Origin of the sequence: Gilliamella sp. Choc5-1 (assembly GCF_001690595.1) — a bacterium.
GTDB classification, from domain to species: Bacteria; Pseudomonadota; Gammaproteobacteria; order Enterobacterales; family Orbaceae; genus Gilliamella; species Gilliamella apicola_M.
In genome coordinates this window covers 16948-37318 of sequence record NZ_LZHH01000034.1, presented here as the reverse complement: position 1 = coordinate 37318, position 20371 = coordinate 16948, and the positions used below count along the sequence as shown (strand labels likewise).

The 20371-nt window shown below is 36.6% G+C and carries 15 protein-coding genes, 1 tRNA gene and 1 pseudogene; 2 read left to right on the top strand and 15 right to left on the bottom strand.

What is annotated here, in order from left to right:
* Nucleotides 1-258: pseudogene (locus tag A9G35_RS03305) on the top strand (integrase core domain-containing protein); the annotation flags it as partial.
* A 36-nt stretch (nucleotides 259-294) separates the two neighbouring features.
* On the opposite strand, the gene dnaB reads toward A9G35_RS03305, so the two are convergent.
* The 3 genes from dnaB to A9G35_RS03290 all read right to left on the bottom strand — a co-directional run bounded on the left by dnaB (nucleotide 295) and on the right by A9G35_RS03290 (nucleotide 3607).
* A complete protein-coding gene (dnaB, locus tag A9G35_RS03300; RefSeq protein ID WP_065635667.1) occupies nucleotides 295-1719 on the bottom strand; it encodes a replicative DNA helicase in 1425 nt (474 codons plus the stop codon).
* A 90-nt stretch (nucleotides 1720-1809) separates the two neighbouring features.
* Nucleotides 1810-2601: a tRNA pseudouridine(38-40) synthase TruA gene (gene truA, locus A9G35_RS03295; protein ID WP_065635666.1), complete on the bottom strand. Its 792-nt coding sequence runs from the start codon at nucleotides 2599-2601 to the stop codon at nucleotides 1810-1812.
* On the bottom strand, nucleotides 2588-3607 hold the full coding sequence (locus A9G35_RS03290) for an aspartate-semialdehyde dehydrogenase (RefSeq protein WP_065635665.1): 1020 nt from the start codon (nucleotides 3605-3607) through the stop codon (nucleotides 2588-2590). Before A9G35_RS03290 ends, truA begins: the two co-directional genes overlap by 14 nt.
* Before the next feature lie 178 nt (nucleotides 3608-3785).
* Here A9G35_RS03290 and A9G35_RS03285 point away from each other — a divergent pair, with 178 nt between their 5' ends.
* Nucleotides 3786-4829, top strand: a complete 1044-nt coding sequence (locus tag A9G35_RS03285; RefSeq protein ID WP_065635664.1) for a LacI family DNA-binding transcriptional regulator — start codon at nucleotides 3786-3788, stop codon at nucleotides 4827-4829.
* Nucleotides 4830-5297: 468 nt separating this feature from the next.
* Here A9G35_RS03285 and A9G35_RS03280 read toward each other — a convergent pair whose 3' ends face one another.
* The 12 genes from A9G35_RS03280 to A9G35_RS03225 all read right to left on the bottom strand — a co-directional run bounded on the left by A9G35_RS03280 (nucleotide 5298) and on the right by A9G35_RS03225 (nucleotide 20310).
* Entirely contained in the window at nucleotides 5298-6329 is a 1032-nt protein-coding gene (locus A9G35_RS03280) for a hypothetical protein (protein WP_141673751.1), read from the bottom strand.
* Between the two features lie 827 nt (nucleotides 6330-7156).
* The gene (gene truB / locus A9G35_RS03275; RefSeq protein WP_065635662.1) at nucleotides 7157-8065 is read right to left on the bottom strand and encodes a tRNA pseudouridine(55) synthase TruB; all 909 of its coding nucleotides are present in this window, start codon (nucleotides 8063-8065) and stop codon (nucleotides 7157-7159) included.
* A gap of 63 nt (nucleotides 8066-8128) precedes the next feature.
* Entirely contained in the window at nucleotides 8129-8506 is a 378-nt protein-coding gene (gene rbfA, locus A9G35_RS03270) for a 30S ribosome-binding factor RbfA (protein WP_065560170.1), read from the bottom strand.
* Between the two features lie 66 nt (nucleotides 8507-8572).
* Nucleotides 8573-11236: a translation initiation factor IF-2 gene (infB, locus tag A9G35_RS03265; protein WP_065635661.1), complete on the bottom strand. Its 2664-nt coding sequence runs from the start codon at nucleotides 11234-11236 to the stop codon at nucleotides 8573-8575.
* A 17-nt stretch (nucleotides 11237-11253) separates the two neighbouring features.
* The gene (gene nusA / locus A9G35_RS03260) at nucleotides 11254-12729 is read right to left on the bottom strand and encodes a transcription termination factor NusA (RefSeq protein WP_065635660.1); all 1476 of its coding nucleotides are present in this window, start codon (nucleotides 12727-12729) and stop codon (nucleotides 11254-11256) included.
* A gap of 17 nt (nucleotides 12730-12746) precedes the next feature.
* Nucleotides 12747-13208 (bottom strand): ribosome maturation factor RimP, encoded by a 462-nt coding sequence (gene rimP, locus A9G35_RS03255; RefSeq protein WP_065635669.1) that lies wholly within the window; start codon nucleotides 13206-13208, stop codon nucleotides 12747-12749.
* A gap of 190 nt (nucleotides 13209-13398) precedes the next feature.
* Nucleotides 13399-13475 (bottom strand) — tRNA-Met (locus tag A9G35_RS03250).
* Between the two features lie 220 nt (nucleotides 13476-13695).
* Complete coding sequence (gene trpA, locus A9G35_RS03245) at nucleotides 13696-14502, bottom strand: tryptophan synthase subunit alpha (RefSeq protein ID WP_065635659.1); 807 nt, start codon at nucleotides 14500-14502, stop codon at nucleotides 13696-13698.
* Entirely contained in the window at nucleotides 14499-15692 is a 1194-nt protein-coding gene (gene trpB, locus A9G35_RS03240) for a tryptophan synthase subunit beta (protein WP_034943712.1), read from the bottom strand. The genes trpA and trpB overlap by 4 nt, the downstream gene beginning before the upstream one ends.
* Before the next feature lie 26 nt (nucleotides 15693-15718).
* Nucleotides 15719-17101 (bottom strand): bifunctional indole-3-glycerol-phosphate synthase TrpC/phosphoribosylanthranilate isomerase TrpF, encoded by a 1383-nt coding sequence (trpCF, locus tag A9G35_RS03235; protein WP_065635658.1) that lies wholly within the window; start codon nucleotides 17099-17101, stop codon nucleotides 15719-15721.
* Nucleotides 17102-17116: 15 nt separating this feature from the next.
* Entirely contained in the window at nucleotides 17117-18748 is a 1632-nt protein-coding gene (trpD, locus tag A9G35_RS03230) for a bifunctional anthranilate synthase glutamate amidotransferase component TrpG/anthranilate phosphoribosyltransferase TrpD (RefSeq protein WP_065635657.1), read from the bottom strand.
* Nucleotides 18748-20310 carry an anthranilate synthase component 1 gene (locus A9G35_RS03225; protein ID WP_065635656.1) on the bottom strand — a complete coding sequence of 521 codons (1563 nt, stop codon included), beginning with the start codon at nucleotides 20308-20310 and terminating at the stop codon, nucleotides 18748-18750. Before A9G35_RS03225 ends, trpD begins: the two co-directional genes overlap by 1 nt.
* Nucleotides 20311-20371: the final 61 nt, after the last annotated feature.

The window sequence follows — 20371 nt, the reverse complement described above, 5'->3', positions numbered from 1 at the left end:
CATAAGACGATGAAAACAGAATGTTATGATATTTTATTTCGACGTAAGATTTACACGCAATTGAGTGAAATACAAAACGATATTGAGCAATGGCTTGAATTTTACAATCGAGAAAGAGCGCATTCAGGAAAATATTGTTATGGGAAGACACCATGGAAAACATGGAATGATGCAAAGGGGTTGGTTAAGGAAAAGCAATTGGAGAATTTATTTTGCTCATCGGACACGCATTTTGTTAAAATGAAAGCCGATGAGTAATATGTGTCCGTCAGATTAAGTTTGAGCTACTACACGTTATTCGTCATCTAAATATTTACTAGCATCAGCATAATTATCAAAGCGTGAAAACTGGCCTTGGAATTTTAATCTAACTTTACCTATTGGGCCGTTTCGTTGTTTGCCTAAAATAATTTCAGCAATGCCTTTATGTTCTGAGGCTTCGTTATAAACCTCATCACGATAGATAAACATAATCACATCAGCATCTTGTTCGATAGAGCCTGATTCACGTAAATCAGAGTTAACAGGTCTTTTATCAGCTCGTTGCTCCAAACTACGATTAAGCTGAGATAGCGCAACAACAGGAACTTGTAATTCTTTAGCCAAGGCTTTTAGTGAGCGTGAAATTTCTGCAATTTCTAAGGTTCGATTTTCAGAAATATTGGGAACTCGCATAAGTTGCAAGTAATCCACCATGATCATACTTAAACCTTTATGTTCACGATAAATACGTCTAGCTCTTGAACGTAGTTCCATTGGCGTCAAACCCGATGAGTCATCGATATAAATGTTTTTCTTTTCAAGCAATAACCCCATAGTGCTTGAAATTCTTGCCCAGTCGTCATCTTGTAGTTGCCCTGTTCGAATTCGGGTTTGATCAACTCGTGAAAGTGACGCTAACATACGCATCATAATTTGTTCTGATGGCATTTCTAAACTAAATATCAGCACAGGCTTTTCTTGCTCTAGTGCTGCGTTTTCGCATAGATTCATGGCAAATGTAGTTTTACCCATTGATGGTCTTGCGGCAATAATAATTAAATCAGAACGCTGTAAGCCAGCCGTTTTTTTATCTAAATCAACATAACCGGTTGAAACCCCTGTCACACCATCATGCGGACGTTGAAAGAGCTCCTCAATCTTAGCTACAGTGGACTCTAACACTTCGGTAATGCTTTTAGGGCCTTCACCTTGTTTGGTTCGGCTTTCAGCAATTTGGAAGATTTTGCTTTCCGCAAAGTCTAAAATTTCGGTACTATCACGCCCTTCAGTAGCATAACAGTTATCGGCAATATCATTTGATGCACTGATTAATTCACGCAAAATCGCTTGTTGGCGAATAATATCACTATAAGCAACCACATTAATTGCACTTGGTGTGTTTTTAGACAGCTCCGCCAAATAGGCAAACCCCCCAACATCAGCCAAAATATCTTTACTTTCAAGGCTTTCTGAAAGCGTAATTAAGTCAATAGGCGTACCTTTGCTAACCAAAGTATGCATTTCAGAAAAAATCAATTGGTGATGACGTGAATAAAAATCCCGTTCGGTGATCATTTCTGATACCGCATCCCAACGTTGATTATCAAGCATCAAGCTACCAAGCACCGCTTGTTCAGCTTCGATCGAATGAGGTGGAAGCTTGATATTATGGAGTTTTGATTTTTTCGCTTCTTGGTTTTTTGAATCTTTACTTGCACTTTTTTCATTACTATTCATGACATTTATCTTTTAATTTGATTCAATCTTAAGTGGTTTTATCTATTTTATGCTTAGTTTTATAACTAACTCTATAACTTATTTTGTCACTTATTCTATAAATAGCGGGCCTAATGCCTGCGTTGGTATTTGGTATTGAGCAGGATAATCAACTTGAACTAAATACAACCCTTCAGGCTTTGCAGTTGCAGCCGCTTGCGTTCTGTCTTTAGCTTGTAACAGTTCGCCAATCCACTCTGGGCGCTGATTACCTGTACCAACTTCAAGTAAGCTACCGACAATATTGCGTACCATATGGTGCACAAATGCGTTGGCCTTAATATCGACAATAATATATTCGCCCTGCCGCCAAACTTCAATGTGGTGAATATTACGCCAAGGCGTTCTTGACTGACACTGCGATGCTCGAAAAGAGGAAAAATCATTTTCGCCTAATAAATACTGCGCTGCTTGGTGCATTAAGCTTTCATTCAACGGCAAATAATAATGCGATACCCCTTTGGCTAAAATGGCTGATCGATAGCGGTTATTATAGATCACATAACGGTAACGCCGCGCTGTGGCACTAAACCGAGCGTGAAAGCTATCATCGACATTTTGTGACCAACGCACAGCTATATTATCGGGTAAATGCGAATTCACGCCCATTGTCCAAGCACTAGCTGATCGCACGGCTTGAGTTTCAAAGTGGATAACTTGCCCTGTTGCATGCACGCCTGCATCTGTTCTTCCTGCACAAAATACGGTTATTGGTGAATTGGCAATCATTGATAGTGCCGATTCTAGCCTTTCTTGAATAGAATCAACTGACTGTTGCCGTTGCCAACCAAAATAAGCACTGCCATCATATTCAATACCAAGGGCAATTTTATATATAGTCATTAATGAGGATCTCAAGCGTTTCAATTAGCATTAGTGCGCCTAAATAACGAATATTATCAGCTACTGACCAAAATTGAATTTGTTCATAATGGCCATAGCTGTGTCGTAAATTAGATAATTTAACGGTGAGTTGGCTTTCTGATTCGCTGCTCACTTCGGTCACTGGGGTTGGCAAGTTATCGGCTTGAACTTCAACACCAAATTCGCCAAAACGAGCCATATCTAATTCAATTGGTAAACTACTTGATACATTAATAGCTTGCGATACACCATAAAACACGGGCACAATCACTGACTCAATAGAGACAGGAAGTTCATAATTACTCAATACTTTACGGATTTGGTTTACTTGTGATTTTTCACCTAATATCGCATCATCATGTTCGTGTGATATAGGCAATAAGTTAAAGGCTAATTGTTTATCAAACAGTTGATTATCAACTGGCATACCATTTAATAAACGCGCACTTTGCCCTGCAAGTTCATCAACGCCAGGCTTGCCATATAATGAGGCGGGAATAAAACTAGTTACATGTAAATTAGTTAATAACGCCATATCAGTCAACGACGCAACACAGCGCAATAATTGGCACACAGTGGCACTGGCAACAGCGACGATATTTTCATTACGGTATTCGGTTAATACACTATTATTAACTTTAGGAACGACAAGAGGAATATGATCTTGCTCGGCAAAATAACCACTCGCATCAATCACCACACAACCTGCCTCTGCAGCAACTTGTGCATATTTTTCACTAGTTTTTGCGCTCGCTACAAAAAAGGCAAAATGGCACTCGCTCCAGTCCATTTGTGCACTATCAATCACGGTTAAATTCTTGCCAGAAAAGCGAACAATTTCGCCAGCACTATTATCACTACCAACTAGATAGAGATTTTCAATTTTTAGATCATTATCTTGTAAACCACGTTGTTGTAGTAATTCAACTAGCGCAGAACCTACTTGCCCTGTCGCTCCCACAATAGCAATATTCCATGCAGACATATTTATCAACCCAAATAAAAAATTTAGCGGTAATTATATCACTATATTGTCAAAGATAGCGGAAAAAGATATTTCTTGATTTTGGAACACAGATCGACAAAATAAAGTTTGCCCTCTTACAAAATAATTCAATATCAGTAAAGTGATAAGTCATTTTTAGTTAACTTTATTTATTATTATGACAAAAATCACCTTATCCACGATAGCTAAAAAAGCCAACACTTCTGTTGCTTCGGTTTCTAGAGTGCTAAAAAAACCACATTTAACCTCACCTCAAATACAGTTATGTGTTTATCAAGCAATTGAGGAATTAAATATGGATACGTCAAAAAATTTCAAACCCTATAAACCCATACATAACAGCAAAAAAATATTAATTATCGATAATCAACTTTATTCAAAAAGCTTAATCAATGCAGGATTAGAGCAAGTTTTAAAAGAGGAACAATTTCAAATGTTTTATTTGCAATTTCCTTATCATAATAAAACTGATATCCATCATATTATTCGTTATGTTGCTCAACATGCATTTGATGGCATCATTATTATTAATGAAGCGCCTTACTTAAAAACGCTAGTTACTTATAAAACCACATTACCACCTATTGTTTTAGTTAATCACTTTTCACTGGATTTTATTTGTGTTCACTTTGATCATTTACTTATTGGATACCAAATAACAAAATATTTGATTGATAAGTCACATACCAAAATTGCCATTTTGCTTAATAATGAAAAATTAACGAGCTCTACACTTTTACTACAAGGCTATAAACAAGCTTTAATGCGTGCCAATATTACTATTGAGCCTAGATATATTATTCATGGCTGTTTTACCTATCAACATGCCAGATCAGCGGTTAAAAAACTAATAAACGGCACAAAATCACCTTCCGCGATTATTTGTACCGATAATTTTAGCTTAAATTGTTTGGATAAAAGCGATGATAAAGACCACAACCAATCACCCGATAGCATGATTTTAGGTGCCATACACCAAGCCAATGAAAGCCAATCAAAACTTACAAAACCACTTACAATATCGTATTTTAGCTCTTCTAAAGAACTTAAATACAATCAATTAGATACCCTAAGCAGAATAAACAAGCCTTTGTTTGAAATGGGACAAAAATCAGCAACTTTACTGTGTGAGCTAATTAAAAGCACGGCAAAACCCACTAAGCGCTGTAAAATTATAGAAGCAGAATCGATATTTTATTAGAATATGATACCGGCATAACCAATTGTGCTAGTTTAATTAGGATAAATCAGTCAAAGGGGGACTTTGTAATTTTTTTAGGTTACTAGCTACTTAATTGAATAATCAATCATTGGGGCATCTATTATTATTTACACGTAAGTAGGTAAGAGGAATAAATTAAAATGAAATTTAAAGATTTGGGCGAGGCTCATACGGTTTTCTGCCTCAAGTTCTTTTAAACGTTTGATATATAAGACTTTCATACCGCCCATATTTTCTCATCATTCATAAAAAGCTAAATTGCCATACCATATTTCCGGTAAAGTTCTTTAACGGGAATACCTGCTTCTGCTTCTTTTAATATCGATACGATTTGATCGTTCGGTTATTTTTTCACTCTTAAATCCATTTTTACTTTTATTTATTATGGGAAATTTTCTACTTTTTTGCTACAGTATTTTGGCAAATAATTACTAATTTAGGTGGTAATCACAAAATAACTGTAGGAAAATATACAAATTTATTTATATTGGAGCCTGTTAATAAGTACAAAATTTTTAAACGCGTGTTTTTATAATCTTTATATGTATACTCCATTTTATCTAATTTAAAAAACTGCTTTACTTTGGTAACCAATTTACTATCATGAAATTGAACATATTTCTGTAAAAAATAAGAGTTACCCTCTGAATCCAACCTTATAGCTAATTCAATACAGTCTTTACCACAACGCTCAGACTTTAAAAGTATTTCAATATGCTCACGTGCTTGGTCTAACATTTTATGATTTTCATAAAAAGTTGCTAGTAAGACACGGTTATTCTCATTATTTATATCTTTTTGTAAACTTTTTTTAAGTTTTTCTAAGTCGCTATCAGTAAATTTATTTTTTTGTAATCGCAATTCAAAATATGCATTCTCTATTATTGCATTTTCAGTATCATTAAGATAACTACCTTCAACAAGAGCTAAAGAATCAACGTTAGAAATATCCGACACTAAAATTTTATACAAATCAAATGCATATTTTGTATTGTAATACCTATAATATGGTATCCTGTCATTTTTTTTATAAAAAGAAGATAAAGAATCCACAATAATTTTATTCGCATCAGTAATAATTTGTGTATCTATCTTTTCGCCTTTATTTTTATCTGTAGTAGTTTCCCATAAAATAATTTCCTGATTTTTACTTTTCGCTCCCAAAAAAGCATGATTAGGAGCATAGATAATATAAGCGTCTATACCTACCTTTTTCATCGCATCAATTAGTAAATATGTATTTAAATCACAATCAGAACGTTGATTGGCATAATTATTTGAAGTTTCTTGTGATGGTTGATAATAAAAATATTCTCCTAATGTTTTATTTGCACAAGAAATATAATTAATAATATCTGAACTAGTTTGCTCTCCTTCCAAGATGCAATTATTACTAATTTGAGCAAAATAATAATTTATATTATTAAGTGCTTTATTTGCTATTTGTTCTGATGTAATTCCATGTTCTAAATCATACATAACCATCTTGTGTGTCAAAAATTGAGGAGAAAACGAAGAATTTAATGATGATAAATTATTATCGATTTTATTGATGTATAATCTATCCAAAATATAATTATAATAATTGCATGGAAAGAGTGATAAAAAAAACCAAATACTGCATAAAATAATATAGAGAAAAGAAAAAAGGATAAATAGTTTACACTTCATGGTTAAAATAGTCCTATAAAAATTTATAAAGTATTTTCCTGAAACAGCTTGAATTCACCTATCTTTAATATCAACAATTATTTGTTGATAAAATTACGTTTTGCTCTTCAAGCTGATTTGATTGCCGTTGTTGCTACCTTCTTTTATTTTTAGTTTATCATAATAATAACCTTATAAAACTGGTACTAATTAGTGTAGCCGATCCAAGTATAGCCTATCCAAATTTAGCGAATGTTTTCTTGTATATAATAGTTCGTTAACTTTTTTCATATATTCATCATAGTAGTTTTTCAAATTAATTCAAATAACGATAGTTATTCCTACACTCCCATTTTTTGCTTTAGCATTGTCTCTTTTCTTGTAAAAAATATTCAGGATTCTATACCGTTTCAGACTTCAATTAATCTTTAAAATAGATAAAGTGTTTTTTATGATAGGATTTAAGCCGAGTGTAACTATCCCCTAAAATAGTACAGCAAAAAGTAGTAAATTCGCTTTGCTAAAAATAACTGAGTACCAAATCGTCTTTATATTAAAAAATAATTTAGGCAAGAATTTTCTGAACCTAATTTAGAATCACAACTTCTGCTGTACTATTTGCTTGTTTTTTGAGGTTAGCTTTAAACTAAGCAAGACTACTTGATGAATGTTGATATTAAACGCTTTGGCGATAATTTGTTATTTTGCATTATACCAGCGCCAATAAATTGCTTGCCTTGATAAATTCGCACTAAGGTTTCAACTTGCGTGGAGCTTTCAAGTTCAATGGTTCGTCCTAATAATATGTCTTTACCTTGCGTATCGCTAAGGGTAACTTTTGGGCGATCTTGCAATGGGCTGTCAACGGGCATTAGTAGATCATCTTTAAGTTCGATATTTTGTAGCTGTTCTAAGGTGACCATGTTTTCAATCGGGTAATTGGAAACTTGTAAACGCCTTAAATAAATAACGTGTGCTCCGCAACCCAATAATTCACCTAAATCATCAATAATGGTTCGGATGTAGGTGCCTTTTGAGCAGTGTATTTCTAACGTTAATTCGTTTTTTATTGCATCAAATTGGATAAATTGATTTTCGTAAACGGTAATTGGTCTAGCTTCACGTTCAACCACAATACCTTGGCGAGCATATTGGTAAAGCGGTTTTCCTTGATATTTTAATGCCGAAAACATAGTTGGCACTTGTAAAATATCACCGAGAAAATGTGTTAAAGCTTGGTTGATTTGTGATTTAGTCACTTCAACAGGTTTGGTACATATAATTTGACCATCGGCATCAGATGTATCGGTTCGTTCTCCTAGTTTGGCGATCACACGATAACGCTTATCTGAATCCAATAAATATTGTGAAAATTTGGTTGCTTCACCAAAACAGATAGGAAGCATCCCTGTCGCTAGTGGATCAAGAGCTCCCGTATGCCCTGCCTTTTTAGCATTAAATAACCATTTTACTTTTTGCAACGCATCGTTTGATGTCATGCCTTGCGGTTTGTCTAGCAACAAAACACCGTGAAGATCACGGCGAGTTTTTTTTATATTCACCATTTTTATACTGAAACACATAGTTACCTGAAACTTTTTGACAGAGTTCAGGACTATTTTTTAATATTAATCTTTATGACGCTCATTGTCTTGTTTGATAACATCCGCCACCAAACTCGACATTTGCATACCTTTAACGAGCGACTCATCGTAAAAGAATTTTATCTCTGGAATGATTCGCAAACGCATCGCTTTGCCAATTAAGGTTCGAATGTAACCTTTAGCATCATTAAGTACCGTTAATCCTTGTTCAATAACTTGTGGATCATCGTCATTCAAAAAAGTCACAAAAACTTTGGCATACGAAAGATCACGCGAGATATCAACGCCTGAAACGGTTACCATACCAAGACGAGGGTCTTTGATTTCTCGTTGTAAGATAATTGCAATTTCTTTTTGTAATTCATGCCCAACTCGAGATGAACGATTAAATGCTTTTGCCATATCTATTTTCCTTATAAATGAATAAGCAAGGACTATACCTTGCTTATAACATCAAATACGTTGTAATTAGATCGTACGTTTGATTTCGATAGTTTCAAAAACTTCAATCGTGTCGCCAACACGAACATCGTTGTAGTTACGCACACCAATACCACATTCGGTTCCATTACGTACTTCGTTAACATCATCTTTAAAGCGACGTAATGATTCAAGTTCGCCTTCATAGATAACAACGTTATCACGCAATACACGAATTGGGTTGTGACGTTTAACAACACCTTCGGTTACCATACAACCTGCAATTGCACCAAATTTAGGTGATTTAAACACATCACGCACTTGAGCAAGACCAATAATTTCTTGTTTGTATTCTGGTGCAAGCATACCGCTCATAGCTTGTTTAACTTCGTCAATTAGATCATAAATAACAGAGTAATAACGTAGATCTAAATTTTCTGATTCAATCACTTTACGTGCTGAAGCATCGGCACGAACGTTAAAGCCTAAAATGATCGCATTTGATGCAGCAGCCAGCGATGCGTCAGTTTCGGTTATACCGCCCACACCTGATCCAATAATTTTAACTTTAACTTCATCTGTTGATAGTTTAAGTAATGAATCAGAAATCGCCTCAGCAGAACCTTGAACATCTGCTTTTAGAACAATATTGAGTTCAGAAACATCGCCTTCTGTCATGTTGGTAAACATGTTTTCAAGCTTCGCTTTTTGTTGACGAGCAAGTTTTACATCACGGAATTTACCTTGTCGATAAAGCGCAACTTCACGAGCTTTCTTTTCATCACGTACAACAGTAGCTTCGTCACCAGCTGATGGCACTCCAGACAAGCCAAGAATTTCAACTGGTATTGATGGACCAGCTTCAGTCACTTCTTTACCTAGTTCATTGCGCATCGCTCGGATACGACCGTATTCAAATCCACAAAGTACGATATCACCTTTACGCAACGTACCTGATTGAACAAGTACTGTTGCAACTGAACCACGACCTTTATCAAGGAATGATTCAATCACAACGCCGCTTGCCATACCTGTTTCGTATGCCGTTAATTCAAGCACTTCAGCTTGTAGTAAGATGGCTTCAAGTAGTTGATCAATACCAGTACCTGCTTTAGCAGAAACATGAACAAACTGAGTATCCCCCCCCCAATCTTCTGACATTACGCCATATTGTGCTAGTTCGCCTTTTACACGCTCTGGATCAGCTTCAGGTTTATCAATTTTGTTAACAGCAACAACAATTGGTACATTTGCCGCTTTAGCATGTTGGATTGCTTCTATAGTTTGAGGCATTACACCATCATCAGCTGCAACAACAAGTACTACAATATCCGTTGCTTTAGCACCCCGCGCACGCATAGAGGTAAACGCCGCATGACCTGGAGTATCTAAGAAAGTTATTTCTCCATTTGGCGTTTTAACATGATAAGCACCAATATGTTGTGTAATTCCACCAGCTTCGCCTGAAGCCACTTTTGCTTTACGAATATAGTCAAGTAAAGAGGTTTTACCATGGTCAACGTGTCCCATAATGGTAACTACAGGTGCACGAGAAACTTTTTCTGCACCTGTATCACGATCGCTCATAAGAGATTCTTCAAGCTCATTTTCACGACGAAGTACTACTTTATGTCCCATTTCTTCAGCCACTAATTGTGCTGTTTCTTGATCGATAACTTGATTAATAGTTGCCATTGCCCCCATTTTCATCATAGTTTTGATCACTTCGGAACCTTTTACTGCCATTTTATTCGCTAATTCAGCAACGGTAATGGTTTCACCAATAACAACATCACGATTAACCGCTTGGACAGGTTTAGTAAAACTTTGTTGCAACGTGCTTTTACCTTTCTTTTTATTATGGCCGCCACGAGTCACAGCTCGAGCTTCTTCACGTTCCGCTTTGCCTTCTGATAGCTTGTTGCCTTTTTTCTGTTTAGTTTGTTTAGCATTTCGACCACGCCCACGAGCGCTTTCGACTTCACGATCAGTTTCGTCTTCTGCTGCTCTAGCGTATTTAGAGGTTGTCACATGATAATCTTCATCTTCTGTATGATCACTATCATCAACTTCATTATATTGTTCTGCTAGCTTACGAGCTTCTTCAGCCATACGCTTGGCATCTTCCTCTAATTTTCGACGATTTTCTTCTTCCGCTTTACGTTTAATCTCATTCGCTTCAGCTTCTAATCGTGCTTTTTCTTCTTGCGCTTTTTTTACTTTTGGATCAACTACTCGCTCTTGTGCCGCTTTCGCTTTTTCCTCTTGAGCACGCTTTTTCGCTTCTTCTTCAGCTTTCTTTTCTTTTTCTTCCGCTTCTTTACGCGCTTTTAATTCGGCTTCTTGTTTCGCTTTTAGTTCTGCTTCTTGGCGAGCTTTTTGTTCAGCTTCTAAGCGTGCTTTTTCTTGCTCCGCCGCAATTTCAGCTGGATCGCGTTTAACAAAAGTTCGTTTTTTACGAACTTCTACTTTTATTTCTTTGCTTTTGCCACCACCGCTCGACACATTTAAAGTTGAGTGCGTCTTACGTTGCAATGTTAACTTTGTTGGGCCTTGCTGAGGTTTTAAATGAGCAAGCAAAGCTTCTTTCTCCTTTTGTGTGACAGTGTCTGTTGCAGATTTCTTCATACCTGCATCAGCAAACTGTTGCAAAAGTGTTTGCACTGGTGTGTTGATTTCTTGAGCCAGTGTTTCTATTGATACTTTGGTCATGTATTACTTTTCCTCAATTATTCATCTGCAAACCAACAAATATTACGAGCAGCCATAATAAAATCGCCAGCTTGTTCGTTTGTTATACCTTCAATCTCAGCTAAATCATCAGTACCTTGTTCTGCTAAATCTTCCAAAGTAATGATGTCATGTTGTACTAATTGATAAGCTAACTCTTGTGTCATACCGGGTAGATTTAGCAAATCTTGAGCTGGTTGTTTTTCGCCACTATTTGCTAGTGCAAGTGTTGTTAATGCATCTTTCGCTCGAGCTCTTAATGCTTCAACCAAATCTTCATCAAGCTCTTCAATTTCAAGCAATTCGTCAACTGGCACATAGGCAAGTTCCTCAAGTGAGGTAAAGCCTTCTTCAACTAATAGCTGTGCAAGCCCTTCATCAATATCAAGATGTTTCATCAAATTATTGATTGCAGCAAAAGATTCTGCATGATGTTTTTCTTGTAAATCTTCGTTACTCATCACATTTAATGTCCAGCCAGTAAGCTGTGAAGCTAAACGGATATTCTGACCATTTCGACCAATGGCTTGTGGTAAAGTTTCAGCATTGACGGCTACATCCATGGTGTGTTTGTCTTCATCAACAACAATTGAAACAACATCTGCCGGTGCCATAGCATTAATTACATATTGTGCAGGATTATCGTCCCATAAAACAATGTCAATACGTTCTCCACCAAATTCATTAGATACTGCTTGTACGCGCGCACCACGCATACCAACACAAGCACCAACAGGGTCAATACGACGATCATTACTGCTAACTGCGATTTTAGCACGTGAACCAGGATCACGAGCCACGCCTTTGATGTCAATCATCTCTTCACCAATTTCAGGGACTTCAATGCGGAATAACTCTTCCATCATTTCAGGGTTTGAACGGCTAATGCATAGTTGTGCAGGTTTATTATTTTGTTCTACAAGATATAAAATACCACGGACACGATCGCCTATACGGAAGTTTTCACGCGGTAACATATCATGGCGTGACATCATTGCGTCTGCATTGTTACCTAAATCAAGAATCACGCTATCGCGATTGGTTTTTTTGACAATTCCAGTCACAATATCACCAATACGATTTCTAAACATGTCAATGATCATTGCACGCTCAGCTTCGCGTACCTTTTGTACGATAACTTGTTTTGCTGTTTGTGTGGTTATACGGTCAAAAGCAACGGATTCAATTTGCTCTTCAACGTAATCGCCAAGTTTAACAGATGGGTCTTCGTATTGTGCGGCATCTAATGTCATTTCTTTGGTTGGTTGGGTTACTTCATTAACAACTAACCAACGTCGGAACGTATCGTAATCACCTGTTTTATGGTCTATTTTTACGATAACGTCAATATCAACAGCGTGTTTCTTTTTAGTGGCCGTTGCTAATGCCGTTTCTAGTGCTTCGAAAATTTTGTCGCGCGTAAGTGCTTTTTCGTTTGATACAGCTTCAACAACAGCTAAAATTTCTTTATTCATCCTTTTACATCCGTACTCTATTTAAGGTTAAAATTAGGTACAATATTTGCTTTTTGTACATTACTAAAAGCAAACACTTCATCATTATCATCGACAGTTAATGTAACCATTTCACCGTCGATAGACTTAATTCGTCCTTTCCATTTGCGACGGTTAGCAACAGGAATACGTAGACTCACTGTGACTTCTTCGCCGATAAAACGCTGGTAATGTTCAAGCGTAAATAACGGCCTGTCCATTCCTGGCGATGAAACTTCAAGATTGTAAGCATCTTTGATAGGGTCTTCAACATCAAGAACTGCACTGATTTGACGGCTTGCATCAGCACAATCATCAACCGTAATACCATTTTCACTATCAATATAGACTCGTAGTATAGGATAACGACCACGAATATATTCAACTCCGACTAATTCAAAACCAAGTGCATTAACTGGCTCTTGGATAATATCGGTTAATTGTTGTTCTATATTAGCCAAACAAACCTCCACTGCAGAAAATAAAAAAGGGCATAAAGCCCAACATTTTTTAAACTTACGTTTAAATGATAACACGAAAAAAAACCTCGACATGCGAGGCTTACATTTAAATACTAACTATAATGAAGCCACTTGTTTCGAACTTTCATAAATAAAAAAGGGTAGATTGGTTTATGAATGAAAATTTAAGTGGTTGCGGGGGCTGGATTTGAACCAACGACCTTCGGGTTATGAGCCCGACGAGCTACCAAGCTGCTCCACCCCGCGATAGATGAATGAGAATTATACGGCATTTTAAATAAAATGCAACTGCAAATCACACTGATTTTATCAGTAAACTTAAAATTATTAAAAATATGTTACACGTCAATTTTAATATATATATACCACTTAACTTAAGCATAATTGTTTAACTTATATTGGCACAATAATTCCATTTTCAAGCCTATTATTGTGCCCACTATTTAGTACTATAAAGTAATATAAATTACTTGCTAGTTGCCTGTTTCATTGATTGAACAAATTTGGCTAATTGGTTAAGCATTTGTTCGGGATTGTCAAGGTTTTTCTCAATAATTTTTACTGTTGCTGATCCGCTAATTGCCCCAGCTGCACCAGATTTAATCGCTTCGCTAACTTGAGTTGGTTCTGAAATACCAAACCCTTGTAACGCAGGTGGAGCGCCAAACTCAATTAATTTCTTTATCAGATGGGTAAGTGGTTTATTAGCTCGATTTTCAGCACCAGTAACGCCTGATCGTGATACCAAATAAGTATAACCTTTACCTTGCTTAGCAATACTTTGAATGACTTTATCATCAGCATTAGGTGGGCAAATAAAAATTGGCGCTATATTGTATTTTTTTGCGGCCACTGTAAATTCTTGTGCATATTGAGCTGGCAAATCAGCAATCAATACTGAATCAACTCCCGCTTTGGCACACTTGGCATAAAAGCCGTCGATACCATTTTTGAAAACTAAATTAGCATAAATAAGTAATCCTATTGGAATATTGGTGTATTGCGCTCTGACATTGGTTAAAATTTCAAAACACTTTTCAACTGTTATTCCTGCTTTAAATGCCCGAATATTGGCATTTTGAATAGTTGGACCATCGGCCATAGGATCTGAAAATGGGATCCCAAGCTCTAGTGCATCAGCGCCAGATTCAATTAAAGTTTGAATGATTTTAAATGACAGTTCTGGCGTTGGGTCACCGACTGGAACAAAAGGAACAAAAGCGCCTCGTTTTTCGGCTGTTAATGTTGCAAACAGTTTTTGATAACGGCTCATTCGATTTCTCCTTTTGCTTTTAAAATATCATAAACGGTAAAGATATCTTTATCGCCACGCCCTGACAGGTTAACTATTAGTAGCTGTTCTTTAGTTGGATTTTCTTTTATCATTTTCATAGCATAAGCTAATGCGTGCGATGATTCTAACGCAGGAATAATACCTTCATGTCGTGATAACGCTTTAAATGCATCAAGCGCTTCATCATCAGTAATTGACACATAATCAGCTCGACCAATACTATCTAAATACGCATGCTGTGGACCAACTGATGGAAAATCTAACCCTGCCGATATTGAATAAGATTCTTCAATTTGTCCTTCTTCCGTTTGCATCATCGGCGATTTCATACCGAAATAGATGCCAAGCTTACCATGTTTTAGCGAAGCTCCATGTTTGCCACTTTCAATCCCATGACCTCCTGGCTCTACACCAATTAATTTGACGGATTTATCATCAATAAAATTAGCAAACATACCAATTGCGTTTGAACCACCACCAACACATGCAATGACTGCATCAGGCAAACGTCCTTCTTTTTCAAGGATTTGTTGTTTAGCTTCACGGCTGATCATTTGTTGAAATTCACGTACAATTGTTGGAAAAGGATGCGGACCAGCTGCAGTACCTAACATATAATGCGCTTTCTCATAACTGCCAGACCAATCGCGTAATGCCTCGTTACACGCATCTTTTAATGTCGCTGAACCCGTTTCAACTGGGATGACTGTTGCGCCCATCAGTCGCATTCTAAATACGTTAGGTGCTTGGCGTTTAACATCTTTGGCGCCCATGTAAATTCGGCATTTTAAGCCAAGTAGTGCGCAGGCTAAAGCTGAAGCAACTCCATGTTGCCCTGCACCTGTTTCGGCTATAATTTCAGTTTTGCCCATTCTTTTAGCAAGCAATGCTTGTCCTAAAACTTGGTTAGTTTTGTGTGCACCACCATGCACTAAATCTTCTCGTTTTAAGTAAAGCTTGGTTTTGGTGCCTGCCGTTAGATTTTTACATAAAGTTAATGCTGTTGGTCTACCAGCATAGTTAACTAATAAGTCGTTAAACTCTTTCTGAAAGTTTGGATCGTTGACTGCAGAGATAAAAGCATCTTCAAGTTGTTCAAGCACTGGCATTAATATTTGAGGAACATATTGCCCACCAAATTCGCCAAAGTAAGGATTTAACTTAGACATAACTATTCCTTTTTTTTAAATAAAAATTAAATTTGTTCAAATACAGCTTGGATTTTTTGTTTATCTTTAATTCCTGGGGATATTTCAACACCAGAGTTTAGATCAACGCCTATCACCCCAGTTGCTAAAGCTGACCTTATATTTTTTGAATTAATACCCCCTGCTAGAATGACATTATTTAGATCTTGATTATCAAGTAGCGACCAATCAAAGCTTTTTCCTGTACCGCCTGCACCATGATCAAAGATATAACGAGACACTAATGGATTGGCATGTTCAGGTACAGCACCATCAATACTTAATGCTTGCCAAATTTGACAAGTTTTGGGTAATTCTTGGCGCAATGTTTTGATATAGTTTGCATCTTCATCTCCATGCAGTTGCACTGCATACAAGGATAACTGTTTTGCTATTTGAACTACTGTTTCGATCTCTTCATTTCGAAATACACCAACCCAATTAAGCGGTGCTGCAACAATAACTTTTCGAGCCTTAATTGGCTGTATATAACGTGCTGAATTTGTAACAAAAATCAAACCACCATAAACTGCACCAGCTTGATAAGCACTAACAGCATCTTCGGGACGTGTTAAACCGCATACTTTATTTTCGCCTAACATCACCTTGCGAATTGCCAAAGTTAAGTTTGGTTCAGACATTAACGCACTACCAATTAAGAATCCATCTGCAAAACGACTCAGTTCTTTAACCTGATTGTGAGTATAAATACCCGATTCACTAATAATAATGCGATCGTTAGGAATTGATTTGGATAAGGCTTTTACCCGATTTAGATCAACCGTCAAATCCCTTAAGTTACGATTATTAATACCGATTACTTTCGCACCCAGTTGGATGGCTCTTTCAACTTCGTTTTCAGTACTAGCTTCTGTCAATATCCCCATATTGAGCTTATGAGCAATGTTACTTAGATGACGATATTCATCATCCGTCAATACAGATAGCATTAATAGTACTGCGTCAGCTTGATAATAACGCGCTAAATAGATCTGATATTCATCAATAATAAAGTCCTTACAAAGCACGGGTTGTGTGATTTCATTACGAACTATGGATAAAAATTCAAAGCTACCTTGAAAATATTTTTCATCAGTCAATACTGAAACTACTGAAGCATAATCTTTATAAACTTTAGCAATAGCGGCTGGATCAAAATCATCTCGAATCAAACCTTTTGATGGCGACGCTTTTTTACACTCTAAAATAAAAACCGTTTTAGGTTTATTTAGCGCTTGATAAAAATTGCGATCACTAGGTATTACTGCTGATTTGAACATTGTAAGTGGATTTGTTTCCTGCTGCTCAGTTAACCAAATCTGTTTATCGTCAATGATCTTTTTTAGTACTGTTGCCATTTCAACATTTTTTACTAATGCTGCAATTGCCATGTTATTCTCCACTTGTTATCTTGCTGCTAGTTGTTGTAATAATGCATAAGGTTTACCACTTTGCATCATTTCAATTGCCCGTTGTGCATTTTGTTTTAAATTTGACTCGCCAAATAAGCTCATTAACATCGCAACATTAGCGGCAATTGCTGATTGGTGTGCTGGTTTTCCGTGACCTTGTAAAATGGCAATTAACATATCACGATTCTGCTCAGGTGTACCCCCTTCAATATCTTTTAAGGTAAATGTTGGCAAGCCAAAATCGTCAGGTTTAAGCGTAAAATAACGAATTTCACCATCTTTAACTTCAGCAACGTCAGTTTTACCATGAATAGCAACTTCGTCCATTCCTGCACCATGCACCACATAAGCATGTTTATAATTAAGCATTTTTAATGTTTCAGCAATCGGTTGGATCAAATCTGGATGATACACGCCTAATAAAATACGTTTAGGACGAGATGGATTAATCAATGGTCCTAACACATTAAAAATGGTCCGAGTTTTTAATTGTTGGCGTATTGGTGCTGCATGGCGAAAACCTGAATGATATTGCTGGGCAAATAAGAAGCACACACCAAGTTCATCTAATGCCTGACGAGATGTTTGTGCTGACATATTTAATTTAATGCCTAAGGCAGAAAGCACATCGGAAGAGCCTGATTTACTTGATACACCACGATTACCATGTTTAGCCACTTTATAACCCAATGCTGCAGCCACAAAAGCACTAGCTGTTGAGATGTTAATGCTATTGGTGCCATCCCCCCCAGTACCAACAATATCAGTAAAATCATAATCTGGAGAATCAAAATGATCGGCATTCTCAAGCAATGCTAAAGCTGCCCCTGCTATTTCATCCGGTTTTTCACCACGAACTTTCATACTAATTATTGCGGTAGCCAATACAGTTGGTTCAATCTTACCTTGAATAATTAAATTAAATAGTATTTTACTTTCCTCTTGTGTAAGGGTTTGCCCTAAATATAATTTATTAACAATAGGTTGAATATTATACTCTTGCTTATCAACAATAGCTTCCTGTTTTGGCTTCTCTTGTTTTTGTGGAGGATTTAGTGCCCATTTAATAGTTTGTTCTAATAATTCTACACCTTGAATGGTTAATATAGATTCTGGATGAAATTGAAAACCACAAACTCGATCCTCATCATTACGAACTGCCATTACAATATTATTGCAAAGCGCATTGATGGTTAGTGTTTTTGGAATATTTTCACCTTTTAAAGAGTGATAACGAGCCACCGGTAGCGGATTTGGTAATCCTTTAAACATCGCTTGCTCATCATGCTCAATTAAAGATGCCTTACCATGCAAAATATCGCCAGCTGGCACAATCGCTCCACCATAGGATTCCACAATAGCTTGATAACCAAGGCAGATACCAATAATAGGCAATTTACCTTTTAAACGTTTTAACAGTTCTGGCATGCATCCAGCGTCACTTGGCGCTCCTGGACCTGGTGATAACATTAAAATAGGGTTTTGCATTTGTGACAATTTTTCAATAATTACATTTGCAGGGATAGTATTTCGATAAATCGTCACACAATGCTTACTATTACGTAATTGATCGACCAAGTTATAAGTAAAAGAATCAATATTATCAATAAATAAGATATTAGCCATTAGAATACACCTTCTACATTATGCGCTGCCATGATAGCTCGAATAACTGCACGTGCTTTATTACGTGATTCATCAGATTCTGATTGTGGCTTTGAATCTAGCACCACACCACTGCCAGCTTGTACTGTCGCTATGCCATCTTCGACATAGGCACTTCGAATCACAATACAGGTATCAAGATCGCCATTCGCGGTAAAATAGCCAACAGCACCACCATAGCTACCACGTTTAACTTTTTCTGATTCAGCAATTAATTGCATCGCACGAACTTTGGGTGCTCCTGTTAATGTTCCCATATTCATAGTGGCTTGATAAGCATGAAGCGCATCTAAATCACTGCGTAACTGACCAACCACACGCGAAACTAAATGCATCACAAAAGAGTAACGATCCACTTTTAACAAATCTTTGGTATAACGGGTACCGGGTTTACAGATACGCGCTAAATCGTTGCGTGCTAAATCAACTAACATTAAGTGTTCGGCTAGTTCTTTTTTATCGGTGCGCATTTCAAGTTCTAACCTACTATCTAAATCAAAATCAATTTCACCATTTGTGGTTAATCCACGTGGACGAGTACCGGCAATTGGGTAGATTTCAACTTGATTAGTTGCTTTAGTATACTTAAGTGCACTTTCAGGTGAGGCTCCAAATAACACAAAATCACTATCTTGCATATAAAACATGTAAGGGCTTGGATTATTGTTTTTTAATACCTGATAAGCCGATAATGGCTCAGGGCAAGGTAATTTAAAACGCCGTGAAGGTACTGCTTGAAAAATTTCCCCCTGCTCAATTGCATCTTGCATTTTTTTGATAACTGTATTGAAATCATCATCACTTTTATTACATGTCACATCGATATTAGCAAGGGACTGAGTATGAATGGCTTTCATTGGGCTATTTAATGTTGCTTGTAAATTAGCTAACCGTTGTGTTAAGCGCTCAGTTTCTTTTAAATCAGAAGTGAAAACCGTCGTTTTTAAAATGGATTTATGATCTTTATGATTTATTTCTAATATTGTTTCAGCTAAATAAAAACAGAAATCTTGACAACGCTGCTCTGTAGGTAAATTAGGTAAGTTTTCAAATCCAGCGACAAGGTCGTAACAAAATAGCCCACCAACAAAAATCGCATCTTGACCACATTGTTCAGGGATATTCACAATAGTCAATAATGTGCGTAATGCATCAAAAACTGATAGCGACTTTAATCTTGAATCTTCATCTTGCATACTATCAATAGTGGGAAATACCAATTTAAGTGTTTGTTCATCCACTTGTACATTATCTAACTTGTCTGTAAAAGCCTGTTGTAATAAAGGTAATAGCTTTTCACCATTTGTGGTCAATGCCTTAAAAGTCACTTCATTATTTATTGCCGAAATACGTAATGCACTATCGACAATCATGACACTTTTAATTCCTTGCTTATTATCAATTTCGGCTGATTCTAGTAACAACGTTGCCGGTTTACTATCGCACAATTGATAAAACACTTGAGTTGGATCTTGATAATAACCGATGGTTTGGGTTATTTGTGTTAATGTCGGCTTATTCATTGTTGGCTCTCTACATTTAAATTTTTATTTAGCTGATTCGTTTAACATCCAAAAAACTAAA

Coding starts and splice junctions, on each gene's coding strand:
- dnaB (WP_065635667.1), bottom strand. CDS start 1,719: ATGAATAGTAATGAAAAAAGTGCAAGTAAAGATTCAAAAAACCAAGAA.
- truA (WP_065635666.1), bottom strand. CDS start 2,601: ATGACTATATATAAAATTGCCCTTGGTATTGAATATGATGGCAGTGCT.
- A9G35_RS03290 (WP_065635665.1), bottom strand. CDS start 3,607: ATGTCTGCATGGAATATTGCTATTGTGGGAGCGACAGGGCAAGTAGGT.
- A9G35_RS03285 (WP_065635664.1), top strand. CDS start 3,786: ATGACAAAAATCACCTTATCCACGATAGCTAAAAAAGCCAACACTTCT.
- A9G35_RS03280 (WP_141673751.1), bottom strand. CDS start 6,329: ATGTATGATTTAGAACATGGAATTACATCAGAACAAATAGCAAATAAA.
- truB (WP_065635662.1), bottom strand. CDS start 8,065: ATGGTGAATATAAAAAAAACTCGCCGTGATCTTCACGGTGTTTTGTTG.
- rbfA (WP_065560170.1), bottom strand. CDS start 8,506: ATGGCAAAAGCATTTAATCGTTCATCTCGAGTTGGGCATGAATTACAA.
- infB (WP_065635661.1), bottom strand. CDS start 11,236: ATGACCAAAGTATCAATAGAAACACTGGCTCAAGAAATCAACACACCA.
- nusA (WP_065635660.1), bottom strand. CDS start 12,729: ATGAATAAAGAAATTTTAGCTGTTGTTGAAGCTGTATCAAACGAAAAA.
- trpA (WP_065635659.1), bottom strand. CDS start 14,502: ATGAGCCGTTATCAAAAACTGTTTGCAACATTAACAGCCGAAAAACGA.
- trpB (WP_034943712.1), bottom strand. CDS start 15,692: ATGTCTAAGTTAAATCCTTACTTTGGCGAATTTGGTGGGCAATATGTT.
- trpCF (WP_065635658.1), bottom strand. CDS start 17,101: ATGGCAATTGCAGCATTAGTAAAAAATGTTGAAATGGCAACAGTACTA.
- trpD (WP_065635657.1), bottom strand. CDS start 18,748: ATGGCTAATATCTTATTTATTGATAATATTGATTCTTTTACTTATAAC.
- A9G35_RS03225 (WP_065635656.1), bottom strand. CDS start 20,310: ATGAATAAGCCGACATTAACACAAATAACCCAAACCATCGGTTATTAT.